Origin of the sequence: Chitinophaga sp. (assembly GCF_035761305.1) — a bacterium.
In the GTDB taxonomy this organism is placed as follows: domain Bacteria; phylum Bacteroidota; class Bacteroidia; order Chitinophagales; family Chitinophagaceae; genus Chitinophaga.
In genome coordinates this window covers 1-23709 of record NZ_DASTRI010000141.1, presented here as the reverse complement: position 1 = coordinate 23709, position 23709 = coordinate 1, and the positions used below count along the sequence as shown (strand labels likewise).

The following is a 23709-nucleotide window of genomic DNA, read 5'->3' as shown; positions in this document are numbered from 1 at the left end:
CTTCCTGTACCTGCAGCTGTCTGAAGCCGCTGTTTGATTACCTGATGGCTTCACGCCGGCTGTTTATACCTGCCACAGATAATATGCTGGTATCTACCCTGGTGCAGGATGCCAATAATGCCGGGTATCCAGTAAACTATAAAGCGTGCAATGTGCTGAATGATAATATCAATAAATCATTTTTTGCGTTAACTACAGACTCTGTCGGTACAGTTTACAAGGCAAGGATAGGGGATTGTATAGTGTCACTGAAGTCTTTAAGTAGCGCCTCGGTGAACTTTTTTTCATTAATGTCAAACGAGTGTGCCGGTAATGCAAATGTTGTTTATCAGGGTGGCAAGGTGATAAACAATACATTCCAGGTAACGGAAGCAATGACGCTTTATAATGTTCTGCAATCAGATCATGTTTTTACCGATCCTTTTTATACTACCGGTAATGTGACAACACAAATCGGATATGAAAACTTGGTGAAAGATACACTCACACAAAAGATAGTAAGCGCCTATGAATTTAATAAAGATGTTGCTCCCGAGGGAAGTAAAGAGAGCTACATGGTGTTAACTGATTTCAGGTTTGGTGGGGTCGAAAATATCCCTGCAGATGCAGTTATACAATCTGCTACGCTTAAATTATATGCACATCCCGATGGATTCATGCCGCCGGTTTATTCTAATGCACATACAACTTCAGCTGAAGCTGGCTTTTTTTCAGCATGTATGTTTATGCCCGGAAGACAATGGCATAATACAACCATGTCTCCAGATACCTTAATGTATACTTGGCTTAGCTTTGCTAATTCTTCTTTAAATATCACATCTTATTTTCAGGATATTACATTTAATGCGCTTGACCACGTAAAGTTTTGGAGGGAACATGAAAATAGGGGCTTTACCCTTTTTTCCAGTTCATTTTCCGGTAATCCCGCCGCCTATGCAACTTTTTGCTCACAGTTGTATCCTGATCCGGCAAAACGCCCTACGTTGGATGTAACATATATTGCGCCTGCTCAGGAGGGGATTACTACCGCCCAGCTCCAGGTTGACTCCTGCTACACCTGCACCACAGTTACATCCGGCATTTGCTACAGCGCGGTTACCGACGTAAGTGTAAACCCATTTGTATACAGCCTGGCCGGTAACTGGCGGCCTTACAAAGCCTATACATATTACGATACCCGCGTTGCTCCTGCTTTTTTGGCCAAAACCAATGTACAAAAGGAAGGGCTGTTCACCACCTTTACACCGTTCTGGGGCATACAAAGCGATAAATTAATGACGCCGCAGTACGATGAATCAAAGTGGGTATGGAATTCAGAAAGCACCCTGTTTAACAGGAAAGGTTTTGAGTTGGAGAATAAAGATCCCCTGGGCCGTTATAACGCCGGCCTGTATGGCTACGACTATGCGTTACCGGTGGCGGTAGTGCAAAATAGCCGGTATCGTGAAAGCGCCTTTGACGGGTTTGAGGATTACTTCTTTGAGCCCGCTATTTGCGACAATGCATGCGCAAGCGCCAGGAACTTTGATTTTTCAACGTACCGGGATAACCTGGACACGCTTGAGCAGCACACCGGTAAATACAGCCTCCGTGTGGCTGCCGGCTCCTCAATCGGCGTGAGCGCCCCGCTCACCACAGAAGATAATAACACTTTCGGGCTTTCATTTAATACAGAAAATAGTGAATGCGGGGGTGGAAAGGTTGTGCTTAAAAGTATCAGGGCTACTTCAGAGGCGCTGTTACCGGTATTCTCCCCACTTTCGGATAAGCAGGTGCTGGTAGGGGCCTGGGTAAAGGAAGCGCAGGATTGCCATTGCCAGAGCTACGCAAATAGCCAGATAAGCATCATAGTAGAACAGGCATCGGGCAATACAACCGTTATAGTAAAGCCATCGGGGAATATTATTGAAGGCTGGCAGCGTATAGAGCAGGCGGTAGATCTTCCGGCCGGCGCTACCCGCATATCCATTAACCTGCAATCTACCGGTAACGCCATTGCCTATTTTGATGATATAAGGATACATCCCTTTAATGCCAATATGAAATCATTTGTATACAACCCGGTAACCCTGCGTTTAATGGCGGAGCTGGACGAAAATAACTATGCCACTTTCTATGAGTATGATGATGACGGCACGTTGATACGCCTGAAAAAGGAAACAGAAAGAGGCATTAAAACCATTAAGGAAACAAGAACTGCATTATTAAAAGAAGACCAGTGATCATGAATAAATATATGCTATTGATAGGCGCTTGGCTGGTAACGGGCATAACCAGCCCGGCAGCAGCTCAATCCGGGCAGGATGTGGAAAAGGTAATGCAGGTGATGAAAGAGGTGCAAGGCTTTTATAGCGCCGGTTCCCAGTCATTCGATATATACTATACTTATAGCAATGAACATGCGCCGGGGATGGTATTGGATTCGCTGAGCGGAAAAATGGAGCTTTCCGGCGACGACTATCGTTATATAATAGGTAACACAGAAACTATTCATAATAAGCACTATACGGTTGTGCTGTTTGAGGAAGATATGCTGATGTATGTGGCAAAGCCGGATTCGTCCGTTAGCCAGGCCAATCCGTTGCTGCCCATGCAGGAGTCCTTAGAGAGAACAGGCGTTACTGGCTGTGAAATAACGTATAAAGGCAATCAAAAGCTGGTACGGATTAGCTTTAAGGAAGGCGCGCCCTATAAGCATATTGCGATAACGCTGGACACGCTTTCAAAACGTTTGCTTTCCATGCGGTATGTAATAAAAACAGCCCTGTTAATGGATGCGCAGGACGTAGCGCCGGACCCCGGATATGATGAATATGCCATTGTGCAGGCTGTTTTGAACAACTATAAACAGCTACCGGTTGATGAGCGTCGCTTTGATGAGAAGCAGTTTTTTAGCAGGGAAGGTAACGAGCTTAAAACAACCCCCGCTTACAAAGAGTATAAAATATTTGTTGGATCTCCCAATCTATGAAAGATATGATGCGTTTATTGCACAATCGAATTGGTCTGTGGCTGTTAACTGCCTTGCTTGTTACGCTTGCAGGTGAATCCCATGCGCAAACAGGTACTGGTATTGTATTTAAAAAAGTGCTGGATGGCAGCAAAGGACAACTGGCAAAGGATTCCATGGCTGCCATACAAGACAGTGCTTATTTCAGCGCAACCCTGCAGGACAAATTGGATACGCCTTACCAGGTTACCAACGTGATAACCTTTAAGATCAATGAATATTCGCCCCTGTATTTACCGGTGCAGTTTACTGCCAAGGTTGATGTGCGTATTATATATACTACTCCTGGTCTTGTTGTTGACTCTATAGACAGAACACTGGATATTAACTATGATACAGCCCATGCTTACATGGCCCGCAATAGTTTTCTTTTCAGCAATGCGCATAAAGTAAGCATTAAGATATTAAGTGTTACTGTTTCGGTACCGGATGTGTTACCGGCGCTGATGTTGGAAAATGAAATGCAGGTTCGCCCGGTATATAAACTGTCTTGCGTGGATGATGCCGTTAAAAGCTTCACCACTGTAAACCCGGAGAATACTGATGAAACAGATGAAATTAATGTGAGCTGGCCTGCTGCTACAGGAGCCGATGAATATGATCTTGAATGGGCTTACATCGATTCTTCCGCGCTCGCGCGTTACGGTACGCCACCGACGCCCCGGTTGTTGTTTGAAAATAATGCTACCCGTGTTACTATATCTGCCAATAATTATGCAATCCCACTTATATACGATAATGGAGGGGTACTGTTTTACCGGGTAAGGGCTGTGCAGGATAAGGAGCATAACAGCAGGCTGGAAACAGCCTGGAGCTCCGACTTTACAGGCGGCCTGGGAAGTTTTAATTTTATGGGACATCAGCGGCATCTGAACTGGCAGTCAGATGTTAGCTATGCAGAGGAAGGCAAACGTAAGGTAGTGGTGCAGTATTTTGACGGCAGCCTCAGAAGCCGGCAAACAGTAACCAAAGATAACAGTACCAATACAACCCTGGTAGGTGAGTCTTACTATGACTACCAGGGAAGGCCGGTGCTACAGGTAATGCCGGCACCCACATTGAGTAACATTATTAAATACAGCCGGGATTTTAATACAGATATAAACGGCGCAGAGTACGATAAGGATAAATATGATCATTTAAACGATCCTTCGGAATTTATGGATGCCAGCGCAGCTGAAATGGGAGGCGGCGCAAGCACTTATTATTCTGCCAATAATCCCGACCCTGATAAGAACACCGGGATAAGCCGCTATATACCTGATGCACAAAAATATCCCTTTACCGAAACTTCGTATACGCAGGATAACACCGGCCGTATTAGCCGGCAGGGTGGATTAGGGCCTGTATATAAACTGGGCAGCGATCATGAAACCAAATACTATTATGGCGCGCCCGGCGATAATGATCTGGACGCGATGTTCGGCACAGAAGCGGGCGGCAAAAGCCACTATTTTAAAAATATCATGAGGGATGCCAATGGGCAGTATTCAGTGAGCTACCTGGATATGCATGGCCGTACCATTGCCACTGCTTTGGCGGGAATGCCGGCTAACGCGGATATGGCGCCATTACCTTCTTATGCTGTGTATGAAAATACAGATGTGCTTTCCGGCCCTGGTAAAAATACCGTAGAAGGCCTGGTGATGGAAAGCCGTCAGTCGCAGGTGGTGACAATGGAGGACAACTACAACTTCAATTATACCCTTGCTCCGCCGGTATTAACAATAAAGGATTGTAATGGTAACGATGTATGTTATAACGGGCTGTATGATCTTGAGATAACCATCACTGGCGATGGTTATAGCCAGGGGTTGCCGAACAAAAAGCCGTTTGAGAAGCTGGTGCTGAATTATACGGTTGGCGCTATAAACCCCTCTGTTTGCGGGCAACCCGGCCAGGCATTCAATGTACCGTTTACCGTACATCTTAAAGAAGGCAGTTATGAAATTACCAAGCGGCTTATTATAAGCCAGGAGGGCCTTGACTATTACCGAAACAATGTATTTGGGCCGGCCAATCTGTGTAAAACGCTGGACGATTTTATACAACAGCAGCGTTCTTTGGTAAACGATCTGGAGTGCGTGCCTAACTGCGCCGCCTGTTTAAGCCAGCTAGGTACCCTGGACGACTTTCGCCAGAAATATGTAAACAGCGTAAAGCCGGAAGGAGCGCCTGCTGATTTTGAAAACGATGTGCAGGCTGCCTACCAGAGCGCAATGGAATCCTGCAACGCCTTGTGCGGCAAATCGTCCGAAACAGATGACATTCGCCAGGCTATGCTGATGGACATGAGCGCGCCTTCAGGACAGTATGCCAACATTGATAAGATAGATCAATATTCCATATTTTATACCACAGGAGACGCGCATCCGCGTGCTTACCAGGATGAAACATTGGTGTACCGCGATGAAGCAGGTAAACCGGATCTGGTATATGATGAACGGTTCGGCGCCTATGTAACGCCGCAAAAACTTATTCCTGAACAGTTTGCCGCCAAGTTTAAACCGTCGTGGGCAGCTACCTTGCTGCCATTGCACCCGGAGTACTGTAAGCTGCTGGAGCTGGAGAAATATAAAAACAGCTACAGCTGGGACGGGGCTTTTGAATCAGTTGACACGTATGCAGAAGCCAAGGCTGCTGGTTACCTGAACCCCACAGGTGGAGTCACCGGCCCGTTCGTGAACTACCCGGCTAATGGAAAAGATGCGCTGTTGCAGGATTGGCCTGACCTCCAAAGTGAGCTGGAAAATAAAATGGAGAACTACGTGGTTGCCTCGGACGGTACATTTAATATCTGGAGCGTGGCCGTTGCAAGCATCAAATGTAAGGAAGGCGATAACGGGTGCAAGGTTGCATATCAGAATGCGCGGCCTGCTTTTGATGAAAATGCGTTATGCACCGGTGATCTGGATATGGCCTGGCGTGCTTTCCGCGGCATATACCTGCAGATAAAGCATGATATGCTGAACAGCAAGGTAACTAATGCCTGCAACCAGCCGGAACTTGCAAGGGACCTGTCCTCCGCCGGTAAACAACCGCATTTTAATATTGCTGCGGATGCCATAAGCGACCAGCAGCTGCCTTATATGGATATTAATAACACGGATCCAAATGCCGGTCGTGCCGCAGCAAATGCAGCCCTGCAGCAGGCAATTGCAGATAATTGTAACGCCTATACGGAGTATTGGTTGCAGCAGCTGGCTCCATGCCAGTATGGCACAGCGGCCTGGGACGAAATAAAGGCCAAACTGGTGCAGGTATGTAAGGAAGGCGGCGACCAGGACCATCCTTTTGGCGCCAGCACCGTAAAACCATCCAGTACTTATTATTATAGGAGTTTTGAGCAGGTGCTGAAGGAATACAATGATCAGCATCCTGCAAACCCGCTGATCTGTAACCCGGAACTGATCACAGTGCCCAAACCTTACGACCGGCAGCCGGCCTATGCCGAAAATGTAAGCTACACCAAACCGGCAGACTGTGAGTGTGCAAAACTGAAAGAGCTGCGGCAGGAGTATGAGAGTAACCGCATGCCATCAGATGTGGACATGCCGGCTTATTTACTGCGTACACGGCAAATACATATTTCAGCGGCTGACCTGCAAAAGCTGTTTGACGGCTGCAGCAGCGCCGGCAGTGCTTGTAAATATCTGTCGGCTCCGTTGAAGATACCCGTTTGGATGCAGTGTAATGTAGCCCCTGCCTGTGCCACCTGTAGTGTGGTAAATGCCCTGTATGCCAACTATAAAGCCCTGTATCCCGATGCATTGCCAACTGTATCGGACGATGGTGAAAATCAGCCGCAAAAAAACCAGCTGTTCGCTAATTACATGAACAACCATTTGGGCTTTGCCAGGCAGGCCTGGGAGTACATCCAGTTCATGGACAGCTGTACAAAAGTATCGTCGCGCGATACCACGGTGTGTACGCCCAGCCAGCAAATGCGCACCTACTCCGCCTATACCGGCGGTCAGCAGACCAGCTTTGCCGGGTCAGCTGTAGGCGGCGCTGTTGCGTCATCTACTGATGTATTTAGTGACTTTAAGAAAACAGCTGACGGCGGCTACATAATAGCCGGTTACACCGTAGGAATCGGAAACGGCGGAAAGGATGCATTTATAGTTAAAACAGACAATCAGGGGAATTACCAATGGGCAAAAACATACGGAGGAGCCGGAAATGATGAATTCGTCAAAATAAAGAGCGCTCCCTACGGAGGATATGTGGCGATTGGAAATACAAATTCCTTTAATAGTGGAAAATCTGAGATTTTTGTAGTTAAGATAGATGAAGCGGGTAACGTACAATGGAGCCAATCACTTGGATTTGGCTCAGCGGCAGGCGAAGAGGCAATGGATGTTATAACTACCAGCGATGGTGGATATGCTTTTTCGGGCAAATATAACTCTCCCTCTGAAAATGTGGACTGGCTGATTGGTACTTTGGATGCAAGCGGAAATCTGGGGTGGGTAAAGCATGCCGGTTCGATAAATTCAGATCCCGTTGTAATGTTGTTGGAAGATGACAGCTTACTGATAGCTGCGGGATCGGTACGCTATACAGGAGCAACCAATTATGATGCTGTTGTAATGAAGATCCGGAAAAGTGACGGGGTTATAAAATCGTATAGCGGATATGATCTGAACGGCCGGACTAACTGGGTAAATGCTATTCACAAGACTCAGGAAGGCTACAAAATAACTTTACTTGAAGCCTCAGGATGGAATAACGAAGATGGGAAGGGTAATATACTGGATATTGACACCAGCGGGAATGTAATATCGGCTAAAGTCTTATCCGGTGATTACGGCAACTGGATGGCATGGCTGCCGGTTTATTATACAGCTGGCAACAATATTATTACAATGCCGGCAATGGTGCAAAATCAGGAGATCTATGCATATAAAATAAATTCGACTAATACCGGCCTGGATTGGGATAATAGAATACAGCAAACAGGCAACCAACAGATAAGCGCGGTAATACAGAATAGTGACGGATCTATTGCAGCCGTAGGTAAATATGAAAACCGTGGTTTATTTATGCTCACGAATGCCCTGGGTAGGACGGCTTGTACGGATACTTCCTTTACGGCAACTTATACCAACGCCATTGTTGTAAAAAGGGATTTTACGCTTAATCAGGATGAGCTCTTGCCAAGTACCAATCATCTTATACTCGTTACTCCCGGTATCCCTGGTATTGCAGACTCAACACTTAAGTGCCCTGGTTCAGATACGTGTTATGCGTTTAATAACGGCCCACTCTTATGCAACGGAACAGAGCCGGTATTCCCCGCGATTAGCATTGATAACAGCTGTTCAGACAATGATTTCTTTGTGATCAGTACAGCCACGGAGATGTATAAAGCCTACAAGGACTCTGTACTGGGTACTTTTGACAGGGATTACATTAACACCGCATTGCAGGCAGCGAACCTTGAAAATTTTACAGTCACCTATCATACCAGTGAATATCACTATACTTTATATTATTATGATCAGGCAGGTAACCTGGTAAAAACCATACCGCCGGCCGGCGCTGTAGTAGACCGCAGCGAAAACTGGCTGAACCAGGTAAGGACGGCCCGCGCAAACGGGGACCAGAAAACCCCGGATCATAAAATGGCTACGGAATACCACTACAATACGCTGAACCAGGTGGTAGCGCAGCATACGCCGGATGGCGGCGACAGCCGGTTCTGGTACGACCGTTTGGGCAGGCTGGCTGTTTCCCAGAATGCAAAACAGCTGACAGATGACGCTTATAGTTATACGTTATATGATCCTTTGGGCCGCATTACCGAAGTAGGGGAGATCATCAGTACAGAAGCTATGAGCGATGCCGTTAGCCGTAATGATGCGCAGCTGTCCGGCTGGCTGAATAGAGCTGCGGCCAATAAAACGCAGGTCACCCGTACGGTGTACGATCTGCCCTATACGCCGTTGGAAGGTGATGAAAGCGGTCATGTGCTGATCGCCACCAACCTGCGCAACCGGGTATCCTGGTCTGCCTTGTACAATTCAGCGGATAAGCTGGCCACAGGCGATTATGAAGCAGGCACCTTCTATAGCTATGATATTCACGGTAATGTAGAAACGTTGCTGCAGGACTTTAAGGCAGATGGCGGTATTATGCGGACTACCGGTAACCGGTGGAAGAAAATAAAGTACCACTATGATCTCATTAGCGGTAAGGTAAACGAAGTGGATTATCAGCCGGGCGAACCGGACGCATTTTATCATCGGTACACCTACGACGCTGAAAACCGCCTGACTAACGTAGCCACCAGCCGCGATAATATCTATTGGGAAAATGATGCTTATTACCAGTATTATAAGCATGGCCCCCTGGCAAGAATGATATTGGGCCAGCAGCAGGTGCAGGGGATAGACTATGCCTATACGCTGCAGGGTTGGCTGAAGGGTGTGAACAGCACCGCCATGACACCGGAATTTGACATGGGTGCGGACGGCGGCCCTGGCAGCATTGTAGCCAGGGATGCTTTTGGCTTTGCCCTGCACTATTATGGCAACGGCGATTATACACCCATTAAACAGGGGCTGAAACCTTTTGCAGCAGCTTCGGATGCCGGTACTAACTTTAAGCCGCTTTTCAACGGCAACATAAGCGCTATGAGCGTGAACATTCCTTCGCTGGGAGAGCCGCTGTTATACGCCTATAATTATGATGTGCTGAACCGGCTGAAAGGGATGAATGCACTGCATACCCTGAACACATCCACCAATACATGGACGCCTTCCTTACTGGACGATTTTAAAGAAGATGTGAGCTATGATGCCAATGGCAATATATTAAGCTATCTGCGTAATGGCAGTCCCCTGTTTGCGGGTAAATCTATCGAGATGGATAATCTTACCTATAGTTATATATCAGGCACCAATAAACTGTCCTCCATAAATGATGCAGCACATGATGGAGACTATGGCAATGATATTAAGAGCCAGGGAGAGGGGAACTATACATATGATGCAATTGGCAATTTAACGCATGATGAGCAGGCAAACATTGATAATATAGAATGGACTGTTTACGGTAAGATCCGGAAGATCAAAAAAAGCAATAATACCGACATTGTTTACACATATGATGCCGCCGGAAACCGTATCAGCAAGGATGTTAACGGCCAGCAAACCTGGTATGTTCGGGATGCTACGGGTAACATCCTGAGCGTTTACACCAGCAAGGATGCTACGGTAAATAATGGTGACCTTTCCCAAACGGAAACAGAGCTGTATGGCAGCAGCAGGCTGGGTATGAGCACTTTAGCTACAAATGTGGAGCACAGGGACGTACCTTCTACTACGACTATACCGGGTTTAGGAGAAGGAAAAAATGTTATTTTTACCAGAGGTAATAAGATCTTTGAATTAAGTAACCATTTAGGCAATGTGCTGGCCACTGTGTCGGACGAGAAAAGGCCTGTTTCCCTGGACGGTACTACTATAGACCATTACGAAGCAAAGCTCACATCCGCCCAGGATTACTATCCGTTTGGTATGCTGATGCCCGGCCGTAACGGCCACCATATTGCAGGTGGCTGGTCATCCGGCAGCAGCGTGGTGAACGGCTATACAGTTCCTGAATCCTTATCACTCGGCAGCCGCACCGACAACCAGCCGGGCGAGTATACTGCTTCGCAGACAATCAATTTCGTGGAAGGCTTTAGCAGCGGGGTAAAGGATGAGTTCAATGCGACGATTGCGGATGATAGTTACAGTGGTGGAAGTAGTGAAACGGGTGATGGCAGTAGCGTGGCAATGAGTGGGTATAGATATGGGTTTAATGGGAAGGAGAATGATAATGAGGTGAAAGGAGAGGGGAATCAGCAGGATTATGGGATGCGGATTTATGATCCGAGAGTGGGGAGGTTTTTGAGTGTGGATCCGTTGGCGATGAAGTATGCAGGTCAGACGGTATATGCTTTTTCTGCAAATAGCCCAATAAGATTTGTTGACGTTTTTGGCATGGAACCAGGTGATCCACCCTTGTCGCTCTGGATGCAATTTAGAGTTGCTATGTATAAAGCAACCAAGTTTGTATTAGACGGAAGACTTACTGCTTGGACTGACCTTGGAAGACAGCGACAAAATGCATTGGTAAATACAGCAATGGCTTCAACATTAGGCACCGTTAATGGAGCTGCCACTCACCTGACTTTTGGTATTTACAGTAGATCGGCAGAAAGTCTTGGTATAAATGAGGAATATGCAGCTGCCTATAACCGAGGAAGTCAGGTTGGTGCCGCAGCGCCTATACCAGGGTTGGGTAGTGCGGGGACTTCACCCACTTTGGCTGTTGCTAGGAGCGAATCAGTTGTAATTAAAACTGTAGTGCCTCAAATTCAAATCGTTTCCACTTTATTAGCAAGTGGTGAGAATGGAACTAATGAGGTACATGGTACTAATGGATCTTCTAACCCATCAAGCGGAGTAGAAAAGAGGCGATTAGCTTTTGAAAGAAATAGTCCGAATTGGGCAAGAGGAAGTTTAAAAGATGCAATTAAAAGATTTGCTCCGGGTATTGAAGGTGTAGTTTCTGAGGATGGTGTTAAAACAAGATACACGAATCCACAAACTAATATTCAGATCATCGCGGACAATGAGAACAATTATTTTCGAATTTTTAATAGAAATACTAATCAATATTTAGAAACGAATGGACGAGTACCTAGTACTGCTGGACGTTCTGGGATGGAGGCAAAAGATTATGTTCAGCGTCAGACACATATATTGAATCAAGATTAAATGTATTAAGATATGGAAAAGAAGTATCCTATTTATGTGCCGTTTGAATATATTAATGAGGATCTAATGGAGCATGGTGATGTTATTACTTGGTGTAATGAAAATTTGTCAGAATCTAGTTCCAATGCTTTGTTTTTGAGTTTAGATGACATATATATCCTTCAATATAATAGTGAGGTCTTGGATATAATTAATGAGGAGAATGGTGGTATGCTCCAAGCAGGGGAAGATGACTGGATACTTTCAACAGAAGTAAAGTTGAGGATTTTCAAAAGATTGAAGAAGTACGCAGAGACAATTGAGGATGGGAGAGAAAAAGATATTCTTGAAGGGTTATTACGACTATTGGATATCTCTATTAGGACAAAAAAAAATATATATTTTATATTCTAATGATAGAACCAAATACTAAAATAGTAAAGCTCTTTTAAGGTTTCTTTGTCTTAATAAATTGTAATGAAATAATTTGACATATTCAAGGCAAAGGTTATATTGAATCCACCTATCTAAATGGGACGAGGCAATTTAAATTTTGTCTGATAGAAGAGGGCGTTTTGAGGGATTAAAGAGAACCTAGGTCACAGCGTTGGGCCTGGATTTTTTGTTTCAGATGAAAAACATATGAAAAAATATATCTTTATCGGATAGTTCTTTGAAGGAAGGGAAGGAGCGTGGCAGTATATAGGTGGCAGCAATGAGGCAATGAGTGGGTATAGGTATGGGTTTAATGGGAAGGAGAATGATAATGAGGTGAAAGGAGAGGGGAATCAGCAGGATTATGGGATGCGGATTTATGATCCGAGAGTGGGACGGTTTTTGAGTGTGGACCCGTTGACGAAGGATTATCCTTATTACACACCATATTCTTTTGCAGGGAATAAACCAATTTGGGCAATAGATTTGGATGGAGCGGAAGAACTCATACCTATCTTTGGAGTTGACCCACCAATGTTTAGTTTAAATGAAGCGATAGAGACTGGTGTTGATGTTGGTACGAAGGCGTGTCCTTTTGAAGAAGCAAGCGTAGGAGGCAATCTTTCTTCCGTGAGGGTTAGCCCAAGTGGAATGTACCAGGAATTGCCGTTCAACTGGACTTCTTTTAATGCAATGCCTGTATTACCTAGGCCGGATGCATATACTTATGGCAGAGGACCTTTGTTAAAAGCACCTGATCAAAATACAATTACTCAACAAGTTCCTGAAAAAGCACCGCAACCTGCCGCGAATCCTCAGCGTTAATACGATCCTAAGATGAAACCTGAGAAAGAGGATAATGGAGATGACGGCTATTATTTATACGAAACAGCAAGTACAGATAAGATCCGCTCGGGCATTGTTGCCAGTAATAGTGCAATACCTTATTTTGGTATTACCAAGGATGCTTTTGAGAGGAGTCCGGGAGTTCAAGGACGTTATGATCCTAAACATGAAAGAGCAAAAATTATAAGAAGATATTAGGTAAGGCCAGTGAATATATTATAAAGGGAGCGGAAACTGCTATTATTGAATTAAATACGAGGGGCGCATCTAGCATTAAGCTTCTACAAGGATTGATAATAAGAATCGGTCCACTACAAGTAGGACGCAGATAAGGGCAGGTATATTGTGGTTACGTGCAAATTTTGGCAGTGATTGGGAAAAGAAATTTTTGCGCCCTGAGAATGCTAAAGGAGTTAACAACCCAGATAAATAATGAAACCAAAAAAATACCAAATATGAATATATTAGTTGGGACTAAGCATGATTTTGCTATTGAAGTAGGTAACTATAAGAAAGATAAGGAAACGGGAAAACTGAGGTTTTGGATAAATAATCAAGACTTTGGTGATTTTAAAAGGTCGGATAAGTTATCTTATGCAGTACGTTCATTGAAGGATATCACGGATAAATATTCAAGTTTGTATGATGATAGTTTTGATAGTAAAACTAATAGGGAAATATTTGAATTAGCATTAGTGTTAGATGCCGAGATCGGGAGCTTAACAGATGAAGATTATGAGCAGATGGATAAATATGAGAGGTTCAGTTTTAATTTAGGTTCGCAATTTGATGATGTAAGCCATGTCGTTTATGTAAAGGACGGACAATGTTTTTTTTCTATGGTCAACGAATACAGATCGTTCTGCTGCTAAGATTGATTATCTAAAAAATTTTAAGCACGGGAGTGTTTCTTTACTTGTTTTATCGACGGTTTTAAAGGAATTCTTAGAAGCATTGAATATGTAACATAGAATCCGAAATTAGATAAGATAAGTAAAAGCATATTCTATAGGGTTTCAAGTGCTGAATGTAGAAAATAACCTGGTTAGATATAAGAAGAAAGTAACGTTTTAGATGGAAGGAATTTATTACAGATTATATTAAAAGAAACAACCACAAAATAGGCTGTTTGTTGCTGTGTTACAAAAAAAATCATGTTTCATTTTAGTAAAAATAGCACATATTATAAATAATATATTGAATCCCTATGCCCAAAAAACTTATTATGTGTAAATCACTATTAACATCCCTATTCCTGTTCTTTACCTTTGCCGCATTTTCTCAGTCAAGCCTGCAGGTAAAGAAAGACACAGTCACTGTCAAAAGCGCCGAATTGACAATAGAGAATGAAACCCGCGATACGCTTGGCTTTCTCTATAATACCGGCAGCGGTCATACACAGTTCAAACGCCTGGAACTGGTAAACCTTGGTGATACAGCATTGGCAATCGTTGGCCAGGACACTATCACTTATAAAAGTGCCAATATTGGTAAAAGCCTGCAGTTTAAGGTTGGCGGTGCTGATGCTCCTACTGCTGGTGATACCAGCTATACTAACGCAGGCCTCCGATACGCAAACATAAAAGTTTGGCGTAACGGATTATTTCAATACCGTGATACTACCGACGGTATAATGGTAGACAGTGTGAGCGGTTTTATCCGCTTTTACCCGGCTTTAGCCCAGGCCGACCGGGTCTACATTGAGTCGCTGTTTGGTGTAAGCCTTGATTTTCAGCTGTCAGCAGGCATTCTAACTGTTACGGTACAGGATACCAGTATTACGTTACCCAACAGCGGATTGCAGCTTACTGGTTCAATAGCTTCTAATGGTAATACAATCAGTACTTATCAATGGAGCCAGCTTGCAGGTCCTAACACAGCTGCTATAACAGATGCTACTGCTCAAACCTGTACTATTACCGGATTGATAAGCGGTACTTATACTTTCCGTCTGACTGTTACTACTGTCGATGGCCGGCAGATAAGCGATGATGCAACTGTACAGGTGAACCCCGAAAGCGGCGGTCCCAAAATACTGCGGGTGAACTTCTCCAATACCCAGGCACCTGCAGTACCGGGCTGGTTTAATGTGTACGGCCCTGTTAGTGATAATCATGTTACAGCTACTGATCCTACTACCGGCTGGACAATAGACAACGGCGGCGCTACATGGGAGTACTGGACAGCTTTTGGCGGTTCCAACGGAAATGATGATGCTGGTGAAGTAACAGGAGATGACAGCGGCATTGTGCCTGACCAGGTCCTTAAAAGCTTCTGGTTTAATTACAGTACCAAATACACTACAACAGATAACCTGCTGATTACGGGTTTAGACGCTTCCAAAACTTATACATTAAAACTGGTAGCATCCCGCGCAACAGGGGTGTCAGATGCTAGGTACGGCGTTTGGCGTATTAATGGTGGAACTGAATTACAGCAGAATGCTTTAGGCAATACGGCAATTCAAACCGTAGTAACCGGCGTATCTCCGGATGCAACCGGTAAAATTGGAATAGCTGTATATCCGTCACTTGATGCTACATACGGCAACTTCTCATATATAAATGCATTAATTATAGAAGAGGAGTAATAACAGATAGTAGCCATAGAGCATTGGGGCAGGTATATGTTCGTTTGAGAGAACGTTCATGCATCGGCTTATATTATTGCTGCAGCCATAGAATTGCTGGAATGGCAAGGGAGAATAATGCGATATGGGGCAAACGAATTATACAGAATAATGAAGCAAAGAATTAAAGTATTTATCAACTTAGGCCTGCTGGTAGGCATCCCTCTTACGATAGCAATGGTGTTATCATCAACCTTCCAGGACCCTAAGCCTTTTTTATATGACTTTCTGGGGTGGATATTAATTGTAATCGGCATCTTGTATATAATAACAGCGTTTGTCATAAGAAAAAGAAGGCGTTTTATGCCAGGTGTCTTTTCATAATAAGCCCGTTATACGCGATCATAGGTTTACTGCTTGCAGTGGAGTATTACCGGAAACCTGTTAAAATTGATTTGCCCGAATCCCTGGTCTATTATATGTTTGTCCGTGTAAAAGAGGTATATGACGAAGATTGGAGGATGATAACAGGTTATAAATATACCGATAGTTCCTTTACAAAGGCGGAAACAGATACTTTAAGGCAGATATTGAAAGAACAGCATAAGGAATTCATAATTAGTAACAACGGAGAAGTCTTGGTTTCAAAAGCCACAGTAGCAAATGCAGTAGAAATGAGCCGGATAAACGATTTGCTATCTCATAGAATGCATCATTAGTATTAAATTATGTGTTTTATCTTTGCCCCAACCCCTTGCCTTATCTTTTTCAAAACAAAACCCATAACAATCAAAACATTGCTCATGAAAAACACTGAACTAGCCGCCGCTTACCTCGAAGAGATGAAGGCAGAAGCCACTGCCAGCCGTAAATGCCTGGAACGCATACCCGAAAGCCTGTTTGATTACAAGCCTCATCCCAAATCCATGGCGTTGGGCTATCTTTCTTTGCTGGTAGCAGAAATTCCGTTGTGGATTGCTGTAATGATAGAGCAGGGCGAAATAGATTTTGCAACATTCAAACACCTGGAAACAAAAACAACACAGGCGCTGGTTAACCACCTGGATGAAAACCTAAAGCGTGCGGAGAATGCGTTAAGGAATGCAACAGAAGAAAACCTCCAAAAGGATTTTGCCCTTAAAGCAAACGGCAATTTGCTGTTTGCCAGCCCGGTAATGCCCAGCATTTCCTCTACTATCAACCACTGGGTGCACCATCGGGGCCAGCTTACCGTGTACATGCGCCTGAACGATATACCGGTACCTTCTATTTACGGGCCCAGTGCGGATGATAACCAGTTTAGGAGTAGTTAAGGGCCGGCCTCCGGGGCGGCCTTGATTATCGATCCTACCAATACCGTCTTCCCCGCTTCAGGTCATCTTTAAAATACCGGCTCGCATTCAGGATATACTGGTAATACTCGTAGTCATTCTCAAAGCTCATCAGCATTTCAAAACTGGGCCGGTAGTCGAGCATGAACCGCTCCAGGTCAGGCGATTTCAGCCCGGTGATCTTCTCCACCAGGGAGCGGTTAAACCGGTGAGTGACATATTTTTCCTGTTCATACGCTTCCAACCGTCGCTGGAAAACCCGCATCTGCTTGATCTTGCGCAGGCTCAGCAGCGCGTCCAGGTTAACGCCTGCGCCGCCGTTGCCACTGGTGATGTAGTCAGGAGAAAAGTCAAATACTTTGCGATATTCCTCCCGGGTACTAATGGAATCCAGGTGGTAACTGCGTTCCCGCACCTCTACCGTGGGCAGTACGTGGATGTCCATATGCATTTTAATGTCGAAGGCATATTTCCAGGGAATTTCACTGATGGCAAATTTCTGCGTGGCTTTGCCCAGGTAGGAAAAATAAATGGAGTCGGCATAAGGCAGGCGCAAGCTGTAATGTCCCGCAGAGTCGGTGACCGTGCCTGCGCCGGAAGTGCTTCTAACGCTTACCCCCGCCACACCTACGCGGCCGGTACGTTCATACACAGTGCCCTGTACATGCACCTGGCTATAGGCCGCGGTACCTGAAAAAAGGAGTAATATGACGAGTATGTGTAAACGTTTAAATGCGCTCATTTCTTCCCGAAATCTAGGACAGCCCCGAAACATAATCAAGAATAAGTTAAATATTAACATTTTTTTCTGAAGGTTGCGCCTGCCGCTCCATTACACGGCCACTTTTATTAACCTTCCTTAACCTTAATGCAACCCTTGTTAACCGGCTTTTGCGCGCAGTAAAACTACTTTGCCGGGGTAAAATATTGCCATGCAAAAGATTTACTTACTGCTCATTATCAGCTGCTGCGCATTGGCCGCGCAAGCACAAAGGAACGGTTCCATTAGCGGCAACCTGCTGGACACCATAGCCAGGCAACCGGTTCCTTCCGCCACTATTACCTTGCTGAAAAAGAAGGATTCTTCACTGGTCAGCTTTACGATGTCGGACAATAAAGGCCACTTTGAGCTAACGGGCATCGCTCCGGGGGAGTATCGCCTGCTGGTTACGCATGTCAGGTACCACAACACGGGCCGTACGGTAACCATCAGCCCTGCTGTGCTCAATGTGCATCTTAACAACCTGGTGCTGAACGACCGCAGCCGCACCCTCGGCGAAGTGGAAGTAACGGCAGAGGCTCCGCCTGTAACACTGGTAGGCGACACCATCCAGTACAATGCCGGCTCCTTTAAAACCCAGCCCAATGCCAGCGTGGAGCAGCTGCTCAAAAAACTGCCCGGCGTGCAGGTAGATAGGGACGGCACCGTTAAAGCCCAGGGGCAGAAGGTGAGCCGCGTGCTGGTAGATGGTAAGGAATTTTTCGGCACAGATCCGAAGGTGGCCACCAAAAATCTGCCGGCTGATGCTATTGATAAAGTGCAGGTGTTCGACCGCCTCAGCGATGCCGCCCAACTCACCGGCTTTGACGATGGTAACAGCGAGAAAACCATTAACCTCAAGCTAAAGGAGGATAAAAAGAAAGGCCTCTTTGGTAAAGCCAGCGCCGGCGCCGGTACCAATGACAGGTATGAAAGCCGGTTTAACGTAAACTCTTTTAAAGGCAACCGCCAGTTCTCCGCCATTGGCCTGGCTAATAACACCAATGCAGAAGGTTTCTCCTTTATGGACCTGATGGACTTTACCGGTGAAATGAAACGCATGCGGCAAAGCGGGGGCGGTAATATCAACCTTACCCTTAATGCCGACGATCCTATTTCCGCGCTTATGGGAAGCGGCAACAGCAACGGTATTAAAACCATCTGGGGCGGCGGCATGAACTATAATAACACCATCGGTAAAGCCGATCTTACCAGCAGCTATTTCTACAACCGCTACAATCCGCAACAGGAAAGCGATGTACAACGGCAGTACCTGCTGCTGGATTCTTCCTACTTCTACAACCAGCATGCTGTCAGCGATAACCTCAACAACAGCCATCGCCTGAACCTGGGCGCCGACATTGCCATAGATTCCTTTCACTCTATTAAAATATCGCCTTCCTTCGGCTACCAGGAAACCCGTAACAACAGCTACAGCACCTATCAAACGCTCTCAGAAGAGCGGCAGCTGGCCAACCAGGGCTTTAGCAATAATAGTACAACCGGGCATGGCGTCAATTTCCGGAACGACCTGTTGTTCCGCAAAAAATTTCACCGCCAGGGAAGAACGTTGTCCCTTAGCCTGCAAAACAGCTTTAACAGCAGCGAAAGCACCGGCCGCCTGCTGTCTGTTAACCAGTTCTATAATACCGATGGCGCCCCTGCAACTACAGATTCCATTAACCAGCACAATACCACTTCCGGTAACCTGAATAGCTATAACGCACGCGCCGTATATACGGAGCCGTTACTCCGCCGTTCGCTTATGGAGCTTAGCCTGGGGCACAGCAATACCAGCAGCTCATCCGACAAGGTAACCTATGATTATAACGGGCAAAACGGCAAGTTTGACCAGCTAAACCCTGCACTCACCAACAACTTTGAGAACAGCTACAGCTACACCAATGCCGGCCTGCGCCTGCGCACACAGCAAAAGAATTTCAACCTGGCAGTAGGCCTTAACTGGCAGCAGGCCGCGCTGGAAGGCAAAATCATTGCCGGTACGCAGGATTCCGTGATCAGTAAAACTTTTTATAACCTGCTGCCATCCTTACGGTTCAGGTACAATTTTTCCCGTTACCGCAATCTTAGTATTAACTATGCGGCCATTACCAATCAGCCCAATATGTCGCAGCTGCAACCCGTGCCGGACATCACCGATCCGCTGAATATAAAAGAAGGCAACCCCGGCCTGAAGCAGGAGCTTACTCATGCCGTACAGCTGAATTTTATATCTGTAAATCCTTTTAAAGACAAAAACCTGTTTGCCTTTTTTAACCTGCAGGAAACACAAAACAAGATTGTAAATGCTGATGTGGTGGATTCTCTTGGCGTTAAACATACGCACCCGGTTAATGTAAACGGCGTGTATAACATGACCGGAAACTTCAACCTGGGCCTGCCGCTCCGCTTCCTCAACGGTAGGGTTCACTACAGCAGTAACATGGGATATAGCAAGAACAAGCAGTTCATTAATGCCGTGCAAAGCACCATCAATACTTTTACATTCGGTCCTATGCTGCGGTTTGACCTGAGCCCCACCGACAAGCTTGATCTGTCGTTCGGAGCTGGGTTTGATTATTATAAAACTACTTACTCGTTGCAGCCGACCTTAAATACTGATTATTTTTCGCAGCAGTATGAGGGGGAGATCAACTGGCAGCTGCCCGCCAGCTTTTACCTGAACACCGGCTTTACCTATACTGTTAACAGCCAGCGCGCCAGCGGTTTTAATGCGAGTGTGCCCTTGTGGAACGCATCTTTCAGCCGCCAGTTCCTGCACTTTAACAGGGGCGAGCTGAAACTGAGCGTGTACGACATCCTGAACCAGAATGTAGGCATTTCCCGTACCAGCAACCAGAATTATATTGAAGACAGCCGTATAAAAAATCTGCAGCGGTTTTTTATGCTCACGTTTACCTATAGCCTGGGTAAGACCGGTCTGTCCGCCGGACGGCGCGAGGGAAGGGGCGGTTGATCGGGAGGTGCAACAATTATAATTAAGAATTAAGAATTAATAATTAAGTCAGCGGGAAGGGGTTTTTTCTTAGGACATGAGATAGAAAGAAGACACATGATTGGCGTAGTAGATGTGTGAATGTCCCGCAATGGATGTACCTTTTATGTTGCTGCCGGAGGATAGCTGAAAGTCCTCCGGCAGCGTTTTTTAGTGGTTAATCCGTAGCATCGTTATCCGCCGATCCGTATCATCATTCCCCGCCCGCCGCTCTTCATGTTACGCTGCATTTCCTCCATCAGCTCCTTCCGGGCATTCGCAAACTCCGCGGCCGTTATTTTTTTACCCTTTGAAGGAGCTTTAATTGCTGCTATGTCTACTTCCGGAGATACTTCCACTGCTTTATACACCACCCGGCCGTCGTTTACATCAATGCCCAGTATCAGGCCCGGTAGCTGGCCCTGGAAATCCGGCCCGGCCGGTACAGGAATAGAAGGAGTAAACCATACCGTAATATTGGAAGTATCGGCTACTTCTTCATTCCTCATCTCTCCGTTCTCCATCCTGGTGGCCATGCGTTTGCCAATACGCTGCGTTACTGCCTGCTGGCAGGGGTAGTTCAGGATTGTGGTGGTAGCGCCGGTCAGTTTCCACTGCATATGTTCAAGGCTGTCGGTAACAATGTATGTTTTCACGCCCAGCTCGGCCTGTTCTATTTGCTGGCCTGTACTGAAATCCGCATAGGTGATCTCGCTGGGGCCGCCCATCCGCATATTAAAGTGCATCATGCCGTTACCGGCGTCGTTAAAAGGTTCGGGGGTTTCATCCTGTACCGGGCGGCGTAAACACCGGTTATTGGCAAACAGTACTTCCAGCTTGTCTGTGTGCGATTTGGGTAAGGAACGCGCCATTCCCTCATCCCCGCCCTCCAGGTGTATCTTCAGCTGCGCGGTGCGCTCATATAATACCCGGCCCTGTGTTTGCTGGCCCTGTGCCGCCAGTACTAATAATCCCATAGAAAATGTGAAAAACAGCTTTTTCATGTTGCATATTTTAATGAGGTAAAGCTATTTTCTTGCTGCTGCAATGCAGGTTAATGAGCCTTGCTTTAATGTTAATTTAGGTTAATGTTCGCGCCCCGGTAAAAGTCAAGTGACACATTTGCTGTATTATTGCCCTGTAAATTTTCCTCTATTTGCGATATAAGTTCTCCATACCGGTTACCGTTTTCCTGGTAGCGCTCACACTGCTGGTCATTACCGCATTCCAGGCATACTGGCTGCGCAAGAACTACCGGGAGCAAAGGCAGCTGTTCACTTCCCGCACCAACCTGCTTTTCCGGGAAACCCTCTTTCGCCTGCAGGCTGTGAAGCTGGAAATGGATCCGAATGTAAAAATCCGTGTGCAGGACCGGGAGGGGGTGGTTAGTATATCCAATGTACTAAGTGAAAAGCTGCGCGATACATTAATGAGAGGCCCTGTGCGGCGCACCATGTTGATGGCTGTGAAAGACGCTGCCGGTCACGGGCCGGATTCTGTAAATGTGCAATACCGGATGGATCGTGGTGTTCCCGGTCAAAGGGTGTTTGAGTTCCTGGCCGGGGTAGACTCCCTGCAGGACTCTATCAGCGTAAAGGAAATAACAGACCGCTACCGGCGGATGCTGGCGAGATGGAACATTCATGTGCCTTTTGTCATTCATAAGGTACCCATAGATACTGCCGGCCGCCTTCCGCCCTTTCCGCCGGATGAAGAGGGCAACAAGGTTATTATTGGCTTTACAAAGCCGGTAGGTTACCAGGTGGAGTTTGCAAATAATACCTGGTACCTGCTGCAGCGCATGGCCCAACCCATACTGATATCGTGCCTGCTGCTGGGCATTACGGGGCTGTCGTTCCTGTTACTATACCGCAACCTGAAACAGCAGCAGAAGCTGGCGCAGCTAAAGAACGATTTTATCAGCAACATGACGCATGAGCTGAAAACGCCTATTGCCACGGTAAGCGTAGCCATAGAAGCGCTGAGGGACTTTGACGCGCTCAGCGATCCGCAGGCCACGCAGGAATACCTGGATATATCCGCCAATGAAATGCAAAGACTGGCCCTGCTGGTAGATAAGGTGCTGAAGCTCTCCATGTTCGAGAACCGTGAAATAGCGCTCAATAAAGAGCAGTTCGACATACGCGGGCTGGCCAGGAGCGTTATGCTCTCCATGAAGCTGCAGTTTGAAAAGCAGGCGGCCGTTACTGCGCTGAAAACCACCGGTACAAACTTTATTATCATGGCAGATAAGCTGCACATGACCAGCGTGCTGTATAACCTGCTGGACAATGCATTAAAGTACAGCCGGGAAAAGCCCGACATCCTGGTGCACATTGTCGACCACAAACAATACCTGGAAATTCGTGTAACCGATAACGGTATAGGCATTGCAAAGGAATATGAGAAGCGCATATTTGAAAAGTTCTTCCGGGTGCCAAGCGGCAACCGCCATAACACAAAAGGTTATGGGTTAGGCCTCAGCTATGTGTCGCACATTGTACAGCGCCACCTGGGCTATATAACAGTAGAAAGTGAGCTGCATAAGGGCAGCACATTTTCCGTAAAAATTCCATTTGCAGAAGCGCCGGTAATCATTTACGATAACAACCGCGTTGTAAAACTAAAAAACAGGATAGGATGAGCATCAAGATACTGTATGTAGAAGATGAGCTGTCCCTCGGAAAAATTGTAAAGGAAAGCCTGCAGCGCCGCGGGTTTGAGGTGTTGCTGGAGCGCGACGGCGCCAATGTATTGCCTTTGTTCCGGGAAGAGAATCCTACAGTATGCGTGCTGGATGTTATGCTGCCTAACAAAGACGGCTTTGAGATCGCGGAAGAAATACGCGCTATTAACCCGCAGGTGCCCATCCTGTTCCTTACTGCCAAAACGCAAACAGAAGATCTTGTAAAAGGCTTTACACTGGGCGGTAACGATTACATCCGCAAACCTTTCAGCATGGAAGAGCTGATAGTACGTATAGATAATGTGCTGCGAAGCGCCAGCCATACGC

14 protein-coding genes are annotated in these 23709 nt (G+C 46.1%); 12 read left to right on the top strand and 2 right to left on the bottom strand.

Annotated elements, in window-relative coordinates; translation table 11 throughout:
* Positions 1–983: 983 nt before the first annotated feature.
* From VFS25_RS12240 to VFS25_RS12200, 9 genes are all read left to right on the top strand, one after another.
* Positions 984–2222: a hypothetical protein gene (locus tag VFS25_RS12240; protein ID WP_326462435.1), complete on the top strand. Its 1239-nt coding sequence runs from the start codon at positions 984–986 to the stop codon at positions 2220–2222.
* A 2-nt stretch (positions 2223–2224) separates the two neighbouring features.
* A complete protein-coding gene (locus VFS25_RS12235; RefSeq protein ID WP_326462434.1) occupies positions 2225–2971 on the top strand; it encodes a hypothetical protein in 747 nt (248 codons plus the stop codon).
* A gap of 53 nt (positions 2972–3024) precedes the next feature.
* Positions 3025–11781 carry an RHS repeat-associated core domain-containing protein gene (locus VFS25_RS12230; protein ID WP_326462433.1) on the top strand — a complete coding sequence of 2919 codons (8757 nt, stop codon included), beginning with the start codon at positions 3025–3027 and terminating at the stop codon, positions 11779–11781.
* A 12-nt stretch (positions 11782–11793) separates the two neighbouring features.
* Positions 11794–12174 carry a hypothetical protein gene (locus VFS25_RS12225; protein ID WP_326462432.1) on the top strand — a complete coding sequence of 127 codons (381 nt, stop codon included), beginning with the start codon at positions 11794–11796 and terminating at the stop codon, positions 12172–12174.
* A gap of 309 nt (positions 12175–12483) precedes the next feature.
* A complete protein-coding gene (locus VFS25_RS12220; protein ID WP_326462431.1) occupies positions 12484–13020 on the top strand; it encodes an RHS repeat-associated core domain-containing protein in 537 nt (178 codons plus the stop codon).
* Between the two features lie 12 nt (positions 13021–13032).
* Positions 13033–13239 carry a hypothetical protein gene (locus VFS25_RS12215; protein WP_326462430.1) on the top strand — a complete coding sequence of 69 codons (207 nt, stop codon included), beginning with the start codon at positions 13033–13035 and terminating at the stop codon, positions 13237–13239.
* Positions 13240–13394: 155 nt separating this feature from the next.
* Complete coding sequence (locus VFS25_RS12210) at positions 13395–13913, top strand: hypothetical protein (RefSeq protein WP_326462429.1); 519 nt, start codon at positions 13395–13397, stop codon at positions 13911–13913.
* A gap of 353 nt (positions 13914–14266) precedes the next feature.
* Complete coding sequence (locus VFS25_RS12205; protein ID WP_326462428.1) at positions 14267–15631, top strand: PKD domain-containing protein; 1365 nt, start codon at positions 14267–14269, stop codon at positions 15629–15631.
* Positions 15632–16413: 782 nt separating this feature from the next.
* Entirely contained in the window at positions 16414–16923 is a 510-nt protein-coding gene (locus VFS25_RS12200) for a DinB family protein (protein WP_326462427.1), read from the top strand.
* A 34-nt stretch (positions 16924–16957) separates the two neighbouring features.
* Here the strand turns inward: VFS25_RS12200 and VFS25_RS12195 are convergent, their stop codons facing one another.
* Positions 16958–17683: a hypothetical protein gene (locus VFS25_RS12195; protein WP_326462426.1), complete on the bottom strand. Its 726-nt coding sequence runs from the start codon at positions 17681–17683 to the stop codon at positions 16958–16960.
* Between the two features lie 190 nt (positions 17684–17873).
* Between VFS25_RS12195 and VFS25_RS12190 the strand changes: the two genes are divergently transcribed.
* Entirely contained in the window at positions 17874–20678 is a 2805-nt protein-coding gene (locus VFS25_RS12190) for a TonB-dependent receptor family protein (protein ID WP_326462425.1), read from the top strand.
* 212 nt (positions 20679–20890) lie between these two features.
* Here VFS25_RS12190 and VFS25_RS12185 read toward each other — a convergent pair whose 3' ends face one another.
* Positions 20891–21700 (bottom strand): GLPGLI family protein, encoded by an 810-nt coding sequence (locus tag VFS25_RS12185; protein WP_326462424.1) that lies wholly within the window; start codon positions 21698–21700, stop codon positions 20891–20893.
* Positions 21701–21852: 152 nt separating this feature from the next.
* On the opposite strand from VFS25_RS12185, the gene VFS25_RS12180 reads away from it, so the two are divergent.
* Positions 21853–23340 (top strand): HAMP domain-containing sensor histidine kinase, encoded by a 1488-nt coding sequence (locus tag VFS25_RS12180; RefSeq protein ID WP_326462423.1) that lies wholly within the window; start codon positions 21853–21855, stop codon positions 23338–23340.
* Positions 23337–23709 (top strand): response regulator transcription factor (locus VFS25_RS12175; protein ID WP_326462422.1); only part of this gene is annotated, 373 nt, incomplete at its 3' end. The genes VFS25_RS12180 and VFS25_RS12175, both read left to right, overlap by 4 nt.